10 protein-coding genes are annotated in these 11,994 nt (G+C 44.8%); all 10 read right to left on the bottom strand.

All coding sequences use genetic code 11. The features are described from left to right. Positions 1-9: 9 nt before the first annotated feature. Positions 10-2,055: a bifunctional DNA primase/helicase gene (locus ABGT88_RS02235; protein WP_346700158.1), complete on the bottom strand. Its 2,046-nt coding sequence runs from the start codon at positions 2,053-2,055 to the stop codon at positions 10-12. Then, the gene (locus ABGT88_RS02240) at positions 2,018-2,371 is read right to left on the bottom strand and encodes a helix-turn-helix domain-containing protein (protein WP_249053075.1); all 354 of its coding nucleotides are present in this window, start codon (positions 2,369-2,371) and stop codon (positions 2,018-2,020) included. The genes ABGT88_RS02235 and ABGT88_RS02240 overlap by 38 nt, the downstream gene beginning before the upstream one ends. 242 nt (positions 2,372-2,613) lie before the next feature. Beyond that, positions 2,614-3,459, bottom strand: coding sequence for an RteC domain-containing protein (locus ABGT88_RS02245; protein WP_346700161.1), 846 nt, complete (start codon positions 3,457-3,459; stop codon positions 2,614-2,616). A gap of 1 nt (position 3,460) precedes the next feature. Beyond that, positions 3,461-4,099 carry a CatB-related O-acetyltransferase gene (locus ABGT88_RS02250; protein ID WP_346700163.1) on the bottom strand — a complete coding sequence of 213 codons (639 nt, stop codon included), beginning with the start codon at positions 4,097-4,099 and terminating at the stop codon, positions 3,461-3,463. Between the two features lie 12 nt (positions 4,100-4,111). Continuing rightward, positions 4,112-5,401 carry an MATE family efflux transporter gene (locus ABGT88_RS02255; RefSeq protein ID WP_204447254.1) on the bottom strand — a complete coding sequence of 430 codons (1,290 nt, stop codon included), beginning with the start codon at positions 5,399-5,401 and terminating at the stop codon, positions 4,112-4,114. A gap of 243 nt (positions 5,402-5,644) precedes the next feature. Further along, positions 5,645-6,265 (bottom strand): CatA-like O-acetyltransferase, family 2, encoded by a 621-nt coding sequence (locus ABGT88_RS02260; protein ID WP_346700165.1) that lies wholly within the window; start codon positions 6,263-6,265, stop codon positions 5,645-5,647. Positions 6,266-6,340: 75 nt separating this feature from the next. After that, positions 6,341-7,162, bottom strand: a complete 822-nt coding sequence (locus ABGT88_RS02265; protein ID WP_346700167.1) for an AraC family transcriptional regulator — start codon at positions 7,160-7,162, stop codon at positions 6,341-6,343. Between the two features lie 409 nt (positions 7,163-7,571). After that, positions 7,572-8,333, bottom strand: a complete 762-nt coding sequence (locus ABGT88_RS02270) for a class I SAM-dependent methyltransferase (RefSeq protein ID WP_346702805.1) — start codon at positions 8,331-8,333, stop codon at positions 7,572-7,574. Between the two features lie 382 nt (positions 8,334-8,715). After that, on the bottom strand, positions 8,716-11,016 hold the full coding sequence (locus tag ABGT88_RS02275) for a hypothetical protein (protein ID WP_346700169.1): 2,301 nt from the start codon (positions 11,014-11,016) through the stop codon (positions 8,716-8,718). A 70-nt stretch (positions 11,017-11,086) separates the two neighbouring features. Then, complete coding sequence (locus tag ABGT88_RS02280) at positions 11,087-11,989, bottom strand: Ig-like domain-containing protein (protein WP_346700171.1); 903 nt, start codon at positions 11,987-11,989, stop codon at positions 11,087-11,089. Positions 11,990-11,994 lie beyond the last annotated feature (5 nt).

Raw genomic sequence — 11,994 nt, forward strand, 5'->3', positions numbered from 1 at the left:
CGATTGAAATTAAATGAGACCTATCATAAAATAACTCTGGTTTGCCGGGTCTTTCAGGATGATTTCTTTCTCCCGCATGAAACGGATATAGTTCTTGGCTGTCCGCTCCTTGATGTCCAGTACCTGTTGCAACTGTTCGCAAAGGTCTATGTAGGTGATGTGTGTCTGCCGCCCGAAAATATCACGGGCTACACCCACCAGCTCCCTTTCCTTGCGCTTCTCTTTTTCTTCACGTGGCTTTTCGCCCCGGTACGTGTGCATCCCAGCTTTCTTGTCCCATGCGAAAAGCATCAGCGGCACGTCCAGCGGGCTTCCGTCCCTTACTTTCAGGGCTTTCACTACCGATTGCGTGGGTTCATCGTCTTTCTCGATTGACAGGATGGTAGCTGCCTTCCTTTGTAGTTCGCTTCCCAGATGTCCACGCAGCTTTAATCCGTTCGGGACAAAATGAAGCACGCAAAGTATGCAGGTGTTGTAGATACCCGCCAACCGATACAGTTCATCTATCACCGCCACGCTTTCCGCTTCATCGTTGGCACTCTTTACGAGGTCGGCGATGCCGTCAATGACAACCAACTGGATGCCGCCATACTGGTAGTAGAACTTATCCATGCTTTGTATTATGGCGTTCAACCGTTCCTTTCGGGACATTCCCGTAAGGCAGAACGCTTTCAGTTCTTCCGGCTTTTCCTTTTGCCCCGCACGTGCCAGCAGGTTGCTTACGTTCTTGAAAAGCTGTACTTCCGACTGTTCGGTATCATAGAACAAGACCGCCTTGTGCCTGTCGTTAGCGGTTATCCGTATGCCCAGCGTGTCTGTTTCCGTATAGGGAGGGCTGATACAGCCTGCCACGATTGCGGCTACATAGTTGCTCTTGCCCGTTCCCTCGCCCCCGGTGATGCCGAACAGGTTGCCTTGTGTTCCCAGTGGAACATCGCCCGCCGATATGATGACCTGTGCTTTGACGGGCGGGTTGTTGAAGTCTATCTCGCATGATTTAAGCATAATCAGTGTGTCGCTATATAGGTCGTCTAAAAATCTGATAAACAGTTTCAGGAAATCTTCACTGGTGTTACCCGCCCTGAAATAATCCGATATGTCCTTTTCCTCTTTCGTGCCCGGAAGCGGTAGAGAAAGGCGTTTCACGCCAAATTCCCCCAGCAGTCTTTCCTGCCTGCTTGAACTCTCCCTGCCTGTCTTGTCCATGTCGAAAAGCAGGACAATGTGCTTGAAACGGAACGTCAGCCGATAAACCAGCGTGGACGGTATCATTACCGTTTCACTGTTGAAGCAGATGGCATGAAAGCCATGTGCCGCCAGTGAAAGTACGTCCTTCTCGCCACCCGTGATAAACAATGTGTCACCTTTGGCGGGCAGTTGCTCCAATCCGAAACAGTAGTTTTCCCCGAAGCTGCCGCCATATAGGAAACGGGGTGTGGAAAAGGGACGGTACAGCTTAATGTACTGTTTGCCCTTGTAGCCGTACATCGGTTCTGCCGCCGATGAAATGTAGGTGTATGGCTTTCCCTCTGCCGTTTCACTGCTGTATTCCCGGAGTGAGCAGACCTTGTAATGCTCCAGCACTTCGGGAGTGATGCCGTACTGCCGCCAGTATTCCATTTCTGCGGTGGAAAATTTCTGTTCCCTGAACTGGTAAGGCTTGACAGGCTTTTCGGGCGGTTCAACAGGTGTGTTTGCCGCAATACGTTTGTCGGTAGTCTGGGATATAGGAACGGGTGTCCCGGAAGATAAGCCCAGCCCCAAGTCCCGGTCGATGGTTTCCAGTATCTCGATGAAGTCCAAAGCCCGGTTACAGTCCAGCCCTTTCAGTTGCCCCACGAGGAAAAAGCAGTCACCGCTGTAATTGTCGTTACCGAAGTCTTTCATCTTGTACATACCGCTATGGCGGTCGAAGTAGATGTTGCAGGATGCTTTTCTATCTTCGTATAAGGGATTAAGGAAATGCCTGCCTATCCGCCATTCACCCGGTAAATAATGCTTGAAAACGGATAAGCCGTTATTTGTTAGGCTTAGTATTTCTTCTTTCTTTAACATATTGATGATGGTTGGTTATCAGGTCGTTTATATATTCCTTGTCCCGTTTGATCAGGCGTTCTTCCAGCAGACGTTTTATTTCCTTGATTTTGTAGAAATAATGCCCTTTTATATCGGAATAGGAAACTAGTCCTGCTGCTCGCAGGCGTTGCAGTGTACGGTCGCTGATTTTCAGGAATGTGCATACTTCGTAACTGTCCACCCAGATTTCATCCTCGTTTTTCGTGTCCTCCTGTGAAAACACATAATTGGCTATCACATCTATCTTAGCCACTATCTCCTTATAGGCTTTTGATTCAATCGTAATCACATCCATATTGCTAACTAATTGATTTTGATGCAAAGTTCGGGATATGAAAATGATTAAAAGTCATGGTTCATGCCGTCATGGTAAAAATATTTTTCGGTGGTTTTCGGATATTTTTCAGATAGTTTTCAGATAGTTTTATTATGTGTTGAGAATAAAAAAGGTCCTTTTTGAGACTGTTTCAGTAAAAATAAAAAATACCGTGTCGGTATGAACACGGTATTTTACTTTGCTGATTAAAAAGCACTTATTTATTTTGCATCATCTTCATTCATTCTCTTTGTCAGATTCTCAATCAGCTTGCTCAAATAAGAAGTTCTGTTTTTTCGCTCTTTCATAGCAATATATGCATCATAATAATCGCCCAAATCAATGTTGAACACGAAACTAAGGTATTCCATAAATTCCTTTATTTCTATGTTGCCATGATTTATATCACCGGAAGAAACAAGCGCATAACCCAATTCTATCAAGGTATTTTTCTTTCCGGTAAAACACACAGAGTTAAATTTAGAACTTCTTTCAGTTTTGTATTCAGCATTGTTTAATTTAACCATCCTGTTTTCTAAATAAACTTTCAAATACTTGTTGCAAAGTATTTTTGCGGTTTTATAGTCATATCCGGTTGAAAATAATGGGTCTGCATCATATTGGAAACTTTCAAAACTTGGCATTATTGAAGTTCCTATTGGTTTTCGGGTAAAATAAAAATTATCCAAATGCGTTGATTGGGAACGGACATACTGGTAAAACTCTATATTGTTGCGGAAGAAATACGTCAGCTTATCCAATTCTGCACTCAGATATTCCCGGATGCAGTCATTGCTACCATCTGGACACTTCAACTCGATATGGTACACTTTGCTGAAATAGATATACTTGCTAAGAATTTCCGGCTTCAATTCTTTGAAAAAACATATTTCATCTTCTACACTCGGAAATAAATAGTTAATAGTCATTTCTCTTAGTTGTTCGTACATAGGTGCAATGAACCTTACCATATGCAAGGCATTATCCATTGTAGAATTGACACCACAATCCCTTAATCGGATTTCTGCGTCAATCTTAGCCAGTATTTCCTCCGCAAATCTTTTCATGTTACATACTATCAGCCATTTGCAACAACCCGTTTATATCACCTTTCCCGATATAAGGTAGGCATCGCCGTATCTTCTCGGCAGACCAATTCCACCATTTCAGCGTTTCGAGTTTTCGTATCACTTCTTCATCGAAACGCTTCCTTATCGGTCGGGCGGGAACACCGCCGACTATCGTATAAGGTGGCACGTCTTTCGTAACAACGGCACGGGCGGCTATAATCGCCCCGTTCCCGATGTGAACGCCCGCCATTATCACCGCTTCGTAACCTATCCATACATCATTGCCTATCACGATGTCGCCTTTGTTGTCCCAAGCCGTTACCACATCTGATTTCTCCAAATCCCAATCCTCATAAAAGAGTGGGAAGGTGTAAGTAGATAAAGATTTCAAGGTATGATTGGCACTGTTGAATAGGAATTTCGCACCGCAGGCAATGGAACAGAACTTGCCGATTATCAGCCGTTCGTGGTTGATAGGGTAATGGTAAAGTACATTGTTCCGCTCGAAAAGTAACGGGTCGGACACGAAATCATTATAGATAGTATAGTCGCCCACTTCGATAGACGGGTCTTTCACTACTGCATTCAGGTACACGGTCTGCGTGTCGCTCGTGCGTGGATATATCTTTTTCATCATGACATTCAGTTTTTAATAGTGTTTATATTTCAGATAAATGACAGACTGCACCCCAAGTCCAATCACGAACAGGTACTCCACCGTCCAATAAACGGCAAGAGGTACATTCCAATGGCTCAATCCCCACAGATAGAGCAGATAGGCAACAATGGTCGTCGCCTGAAAGATGAAAGCCGTCCGTGTCGCCCCCGTTCCCGTAACGGTATTCATATAGACATAGCCGGGCAAAGCAAAGACATAGTTCAGCAACATAACTACAAACGGCAACCATGCGGTTTGCACGATAGCTGGATTGTCCGTATAGACGCTGACAACAGACTGATGGAAGACCAATGCAAGCGCAATCAGCGGTAAGCCGATGGCATAGCCTAATCGGATTACCCTGCTGCATAGCGGAAACACTTGCCTTCTTTCGTCCGCTCCAATCAAATTGCTTACCAACGAGCTTGTTGTAGCGGCAAATGAATTGACGATGACAAAGAACAGAGTGGAAATGCTTCGGAGAATGTTTGCCACTGCCAGTTGTAGTTCTCCCAAATGTTCTATCGCCACGAAGAACAGAAACCAAGGGGCTACGCTGATGAACGAATGGAACATGCTCCAAACGGACACATGGCAGACATGAAACAGTACAGCTTTGTCGAAGCTCCAAGACAAACCATAAAGCCGTTTATCCATTTTCCGCAATACATGGATTACCAGCACCGCCAATGAACACGCTTCGGCAAAAGATGATGCGATGGCTGCACCCGCTATCCCCATGTTCCAATGGAATATGAGCAGCCAGTTGCCCGGAATGTTCACCAATACGGCTATCAGAGCTGCTACGTTCAAGGCTTTTGTACGGGTAATTCCGACCAAGAACGAGCGCAAGGCAAGGAACGGAAAGGAAAACAGCAACCCCCAAATTCGTCCGTCCAAATAATCAATCACGGCATGATAGACTTCCGCAGAAGTAATCAGCCTACTAAGAATAATCGGAGAAAACAGTTTGGAGAGCAGACACAAAAAGACAGCAAGTCCCGACAGGAAAAACAATCCTTGAAAGAACGTCTTTCCTGTTTCGGAATAATGCTGCTCGCCGTTACGCCGTGCGACAACGACCTGTAATCCCAAACTGAAACCGAAGCCGAGCATATAGATAGCCAGATACCAAATCCCGGCAAGGGCGGATGCGCCCAATTCTATTTCTCCTACATGCCCTAAGAAAATGGCATCGGTGATATTGATAAGTTGTTCGATAAGGATGCTCATCATTACAGGAAAGTTGATGAGCCAGATATTCTTATATGTATAGTTCATTGTTCAACTTGATATGATGCGACAAGTCCTGCTGCACAAGGCGGCATGACACATTGCATGATTATGAATTTGGAATAATGGCAAAACAAGAAAGGACAAACCTTTTATAAGCCTGTCCGTTGCTGAATAGCTTGATTAAAATGCTATCCGTTAAGCGCAGCTATATGCACACTTGCCATTTCATACGGGTTGAACAATTCTATTTTTTTCTGTTAGTTCCGCAAAGATAGCATTTGTTCTTGATTATACCTCCAATTTTCCAATTTCTTTTTGTAGATTTTCCAAAAAACGGGAAGCATGTGCGCCATCCATCTGTGTGTGGTGAAACTGAAAGGAAACAGTTAATGTACATTTCCACAAACTCTTTTTGTATTTAGCCCAAATCAGAAACGGATTGTTGAACACACCGCTATACATGCCAACCGCTCCATCTATCTCATATTGTGCAAGGGCAGACGTGCCGATGACCATGCTATCTGTTAGGTCATGATTCCGGCAACTTTCGGCAACTTGTTTCGTCAGTCTCAGGTAATTGGTATTGAATTGTTGGAGATTGTTGGAGAAAGGGACATCGCAGGAACTGACTTCACCCTCCCGATTGGCTACAATGGTACAGACGGCAATGTTGTCGTATTGCATTAACTTCCTGCCAACAGGTAGCATATAGAACTCTTTGATGTTACTTGCCGCTTTTCCAACACACCAGCACATCAGCATATTAAACTTTAACCCCGTCCGTTTGCTGATGCGGACAAGGCGGGTTACATCTACCGTCTTGAAAAAGGTGAGCATGGGCATAGGTGCATTCATCCACATTTCAAATGCGTAAGCACGGGTCGTTTCTTTTGGATTTACTTCTTTCATTCTATCGTTCATTTTTAAGTTAAATAAGCACAAAGGTAAGTTGGCTATTAGACTATGGATAGAATAAAAGGGACATTATGTAGGGTTACTGAACAAATCGGAATAAGGTTTGCATACATTTAACAGAGACAATGGCGTATAGCCGCTGAATTGTTTGAACTCCCGGATAAAATGCGACTGGTCAGCGTAACCGCATTGATATGCCAACTGAGCCAAATTTGTATCTTCCGAGCAATGCTGCAACAGGTTCAATGATTTTTGGAAGCGAACTATCCTTGCGTATTCTTTGGGATTCGCACCTACCAGTTCATTAAACAGGCGTTCAAACTGTTTTTTACTTAAACAGGTAATGGAAGCCAATTCTGCGACAGAAGTTGCCGGAATTGCGAACAGTTGTTTTATAGCAGCAGTTATTCTTTTGATGTTGTATTCTGTTTTTAAGGTCAATGCACCTGCTATTTGGGATAACAGCCATTGTTCTATTGCGCTAATACATAAATTTGTATTTTCGCAGTCAAAGGTTTGTGTAGCCAGTCGTTTCAAATGCTTGTTTTCAAGGTCATAACCGGAAACCTCTTGATTGTGCAATAAGGATATGGGCAAATTCAAGAAGGCTTTTAGGGTGTATGGCTGAAATACAACAACTATCATTTCTACGTTACCATTCGCATATAAATGTGAATGATAATTTACCTGACCGCTAACGGTAAATTTTGATTGAGAGATTCCCAGTTCCGGGATATAAAGCGGTGTTTGTTTATGGAAAATGATTTGAGGACAACCAATAGGAAAAGTAAGGGTATTCAGCGGTTGATTGCTTTTGAATACCCAATAATATCTTATATAAGGTTGCAGCAACTTACATGGCTTGTAAAATTTGAGTTCCTCTTGAATCATTTTACAAATGTACTTATTTTAGTAGTATCTTGTTTATTACAGGGTAGTTTTTAGTGCAAGGTGCAAGTATATATCTATATATAGCTTGCACCTTGCACTAACCCCAGAAGATTTATTTTCAACGATTTGTGTATTTCAAAATAAAGCAGTATCTTTGAACCGTAGTTTTAGGCAGACAACGAACAGCCAAAAGGTGACAGAAAAGTGTTATTCTTGTAACCTAAGTTGTACCCCCTAAGGCTTTGACATAATGATAATAAATTGAATTTCAAGGATATTGGAGGGTAGGTTCAAAATCCTCTCTCTCCGCAATAAAGGGTGTAAATCAAGCGTTTGCAAGGTTTGCACCCTTTTTTATATCCAAAAATGAATGTCTGGGGATGGAATTAAGAAGGGTTGTTTTGTTGGACTAATTCTTTAAAGACAAAACATATATCTGTTTTTCTGAATCGTTACAGAAATCATCTTCTTCAAAACTTCCGAACTTATGGACGATATTAAATCCGGAACTCTCTAAATAAAAATCCAGTTCTTGAGGGAAGAACATCCGCATATCTAAGTTTTGGATTGAATGAAATACACCATCTATATAATAATGCCATTTTATACGATTGATTTGAGTTGCGTTTTCATAATTCATTGTTTGTTTTATTATGATTTTCCGCCCGTCATCAATGGTATATTCTGCCGTTGTTTCTTTCTTATTTTCTCCATGAACAATGTATCGGATATTAGGATTGAAACAATCTAATAGAAAGACACCGTTTCTTTGGAGATGTTTTTTTACCATTTTTAAAACCTTAAACAAATCTTCGTTTTTGTACAAATGATGAATGGAATTGAAAGGTATGAAAATGAAATCGAACTTCTTTTCCAAATTTAATGTTCTTATATCTTTTTGTACAAAATCTATTGACAGTTGTTCTTTATTTGCTTTTGTAATTGCTTGATTAAGCATAGAAGCGGTATAATCAACACCTGTTATATTATAGCCTTCTTTTGCAATAGGTATTGTTAGGCGACCTGTACCACAACAAAGTTCAAGAATGCTTGCTTCTTTATCTTTGGGTAACCACTTTTTGTAAAAATTCAGATCATTAAGGGACGTGTTTAATCCATCATAAAGAGCCGCGTCATATATCAAGTCTCCAACGGTATAATTTTTATCCATCATCTTATGTTTTTGTAAATACCTAATGCTAAAAGTATATTATATAAATCTAACCGTAATAGCGATGGTGTAAAAATACGCAAAAGGAGTAAACAAAATGCTATTTCACTTCTTTTCTACTGATATTATATAACATCATAATTTGAATCTCCTGCTTTTTAAGAGTTCTTCTGCTGATTTTCGTTGACTTTGTAGATTAGGCTAAAGTTGGCGAAATAGCGAATCGTTATCAAAAAGCGATGAGTGCCATCCGCTCCTGCATCGGGGAATAGGGGTTTCCCCGTCCCGTCATCATTCTCTACCGTATGATAACAGAGAGAAGGGATAAACGAGCCTGGTTATCTCGTTTATCCCTTCGGGTATATATGCTGATGGCATAATGTCAGTAGATATATTCGACGTCCGACTTCTTGAACCGGAGGATGCGGGTGTCGTAGCTGCTGGCTCCGTTTTTGATCATGTAGAGGTTGCCCATGCCTCCGTTCATATACCATCCTTCGCCGGTGGGAGAGTAGACTCCGAAGAGTATATTGTTGTAGTGGCCGGAGTGCAGGATACCGGTGTCGTTCCATTGTGCCGCCGGTCCATACCAGACGAGCGGTTCATGCTCCGGGAAGTCGGGGCTCGACAGGGCAATGTAGATGAGATTCGAAATGGTCATGGAGCCTACCTGTATTCCGTTTTTACGCAGTTGTTGACGCTTTACTTTTGAATGTCCGTTCCACGGATTTCTGAGGGTGTGGGTCCCGTTGTACATCATCCAGACATAGTCGGTGGCATCGAACAACCGGTTGAACTCCTCCATGGAGGGGAGCTCGTATCCGTCGGGCGAGAGAGTCGTGGGCGGCAGTTTGTTGATGTGTACCTTTTCGTCTCTTGTGAATCTCTCGAGAACGATGACACTGTCTTTTTCGATTACCTGCATGCCTTGTCCGCTATTGCCCTGATAGGCCCACCCCCAAAGTTTGTAGTATTCGTCCGGCGTACAGTCGGTGAGATACTGGAAGAGGGTTTTGTTGGCTTGCACCGCCGGGTCGGCCGAGGAGAGTATCTGGTCGTCAAAGGCCTTTGAGTTTTTGATGGCGTTGTACTTGCACCACCATACGCCATGCAGAAAGGTGACGGGCAGGCCATAATTGCGTCGGATGACGGTATACTCTTCTCTGTCCGATTGGTCGGCTTTATTCCGTATGACGAGCGTGGCCGACTGTTGTCGCCCGTTGGCCGTGGGGTCGTTGGGGCGCCAGCCACCCAATACCCGCCAGGTGTTGCTGCCGCTCTCGCTGTCGATTCTTATCCAACGGTCTTCTCCATCGGCAAATTCTACGAGCATCTCTTTCTCGGCGGGGAGGGTAAAGATGGCGAATTCGTTATCGATATAGCGGTTGAAGTCGTGGGTATAGGTGTCTATCCCGAACTCCAGTGCCCCTTGGCTGGTGGTAGGATTTCCCGTCATTCGTATGTGGATATTGTCCTCGGGATAGGAGTGGGTCAATCCTTTCCGGTGGAAATAGACTTGGGTATCGACGGTTTTCATGTTGGGGGAGTAGAGTTTCTTGCGGATTCTGAACAGGTTGATTCCGGCCAGAGAGCGGGTCGTCTTGTTCTTCAGTTCTTCGGGCGAGACCGGTTCCACGGTCAGCGAGGGGTCGGTTACGGGGAAGACTTCCAATTCGCTGTCGCTCTGGATGGCCACGATAAAATCGGTAGCCAGATGCGGCAAGATGAGCATGCTTCCCTCGTTGGCGACGGTTACATTCCCGGGCAATTCGGTCAGGGCCGAGTCTATGACCAGCCGGTCGTCTATGCCCGGTTTCAGAGTCGTGTCGCCGCCCTCTTTCCACTCCTCTACGGTTAGTTGCACCTCGGCATCGATTACATCTTTGCGGAGGGTTATGGAGTAGACGGTATTGCGCGATATTTTCTCAGGCAAATTCGTCTCCAGCGAATACTCTTTACCATCTATCGAGGCATTCAACGCTACTTTCAAATCGGCATTGTCCTGCTCGTACAGGTAGAGGATTCCGTTTTTGCTGGCGGTGTAGGGCTCTTCCGGAACAAGCGGGATGTCGACCGCCGAGCTGCCCTCGGGAGTGGCAACCGTTGACTGTTGGAAGAGATAGGCCGCTTTCTGTACCCGCTTGAAGGTGATGCTCTTTACCTCGGCAGTCCCGGCCACGGCCATGCGTAAATCGAACCGGGCAGCTACCCGTTTCAGCGATACCGGGATTAGCCGGTCGGCAGCCGTGTAGTCGGCCAGAGAGACCACCCCGGTATAGACCATTTCGGCCTGGCCGTTGGTCGAGTGTATGACGGTCGCTTTCCACTCCTCTTCCGAGTAGCCCGGTTCGGGCGAACCGAAGTCGGGCAGACGGGAGTCATTCGCTACGATATAGAGGTTGCCCCTCAGGGCTTCGAGCGGGAATTCATACCTGTTTCCCGAGTGTTTGATGTCGGTATACTTCTTGACCAGTACTCCTTCGTCGAACAGGTATGCGCGGATGCTTTCTATCGTCTCTTCTCCATTGTCGTCGACGGAATTGTCGGAAGAAAGACGGGATACCTCTGCACAAACTATTCGGTCGGTACCATCGAAAAGGTTCTCTTTATCGAGCTGGTCGTTGCACGATAAACAGAAGAGAAGGGCTGGTATAAAAAACAAAACTGAATATATTCTTTTCATGACTTCTATTTCTTTTTCCATGTGTAATCCCGATAATTGTCAGATGTATCCCGTCGCTCATCTCCCTTTTTTATTGGACTGAGAGCCGAGCTTGGGGAACCAGCTCGGTATCTTCGCCCCCTTCCCATTCGTCGAAAGATACTTCGACCGTTACGTCGATTACATCCTTGCGTACGGTTACCGTATAAATCGTGTTGCGTTTGAGGTCGCAGCCAAGCGCCTTGGTCAGAGTCTGCGGCTTGCCGTCAATCGTTACATCTACACTGATTTCGAGACTTCCCTGAGGTTGCTCATAGGCATACAGTACGGCCGGTGTATCTGTCGTGAGCGGCGAGTCGAACGATACGGTCATATCCTTGACCTGCACCTCCTTCGAAGAGAGTTCGGGGGTAGCCGGGAAAAGAGAGCCCGATTGAGCCGCATTCTTCAGCGTAATGCTGTTTACCGAGGCCACACCTGTCGTTCTCAAGTTGAGGTCGAAACGGGCAAAACCTCTTTTCAGATTCACGGGGAGCACCGTTTGAGAGTTGCTCATGTCGTTCAGACTGAGACTGCCCGAGTAGAACTGTACCGGTGCATTATCTTTCATCGTCATACACTTTTTCAACCACTCCTCTTCGGTGATGTTTTGGCTCTTCAACTCTTCCAGGTTGATTTGCTCCTGAGTATTGGCCAATACATATAACGTACCGGCATGTTTCTCGATGCGAATGTCGAAACTGCTTTTCGAGGGGGTGAGATCGGTATAGATCTGGGTCATCTTTCCGCCTTCGAATATACAAGCCTGCATGTCGGTGATGTTGATATCGTTTTCCAGAGCCTGTCCGAAGCCTTCGTAACGGGTGATAGAGGTTTTTACAGTTCTGGTCTCTTCTCCGCCGGGGAGAGAGGGGGTGGTTGCGTCATCGTTGCTACACGATGCCAATACGCCCAAAGAGGCGAATGCTGCAAAAAAAAGATTTGTTATCTTCATTGTGT

This window comes from Barnesiella sp. An22 (assembly GCF_963931395.1).
GTDB lineage: Bacteria > Bacteroidota > Bacteroidia > Bacteroidales > Barnesiellaceae > Barnesiella > Barnesiella merdigallinarum.

Excerpts from the sequence above, each read along its gene's own strand:
- ABGT88_RS02250 (WP_346700163.1), bottom strand. The coding sequence starts at position 4,099 with ATGATGAAAAAGATATATCCACGCACGAGCGACACGCAGACCGTGTAC.
- ABGT88_RS02280 (WP_346700171.1), bottom strand. The coding sequence starts at position 11,989 with ATGAAGATAACAAATCTTTTTTTTGCAGCATTCGCCTCTTTGGGCGTA.
- ABGT88_RS02260 (WP_346700165.1), bottom strand. The coding sequence starts at position 6,265 with ATGAAAGAAGTAAATCCAAAAGAAACGACCCGTGCTTACGCATTTGAA.
- ABGT88_RS02245 (WP_346700161.1), bottom strand. The coding sequence starts at position 3,459 with ATGAAAAGATTTGCGGAGGAAATACTGGCTAAGATTGACGCAGAAATC.
- ABGT88_RS02265 (WP_346700167.1), bottom strand. The coding sequence starts at position 7,162 with ATGATTCAAGAGGAACTCAAATTTTACAAGCCATGTAAGTTGCTGCAA.
- ABGT88_RS02235 (WP_346700158.1), bottom strand. The coding sequence starts at position 2,055 with ATGTTAAAGAAAGAAGAAATACTAAGCCTAACAAATAACGGCTTATCC.
- ABGT88_RS02275 (WP_346700169.1), bottom strand. The coding sequence starts at position 11,016 with ATGAAAAGAATATATTCAGTTTTGTTTTTTATACCAGCCCTTCTCTTC.
- ABGT88_RS02255 (WP_204447254.1), bottom strand. The coding sequence starts at position 5,401 with ATGAACTATACATATAAGAATATCTGGCTCATCAACTTTCCTGTAATG.
- ABGT88_RS02270 (WP_346702805.1), bottom strand. The coding sequence starts at position 8,333 with ATGGATAAAAATTATACCGTTGGAGACTTGATATATGACGCGGCTCTT.
- ABGT88_RS02240 (WP_249053075.1), bottom strand. The coding sequence starts at position 2,371 with ATGGATGTGATTACGATTGAATCAAAAGCCTATAAGGAGATAGTGGCT.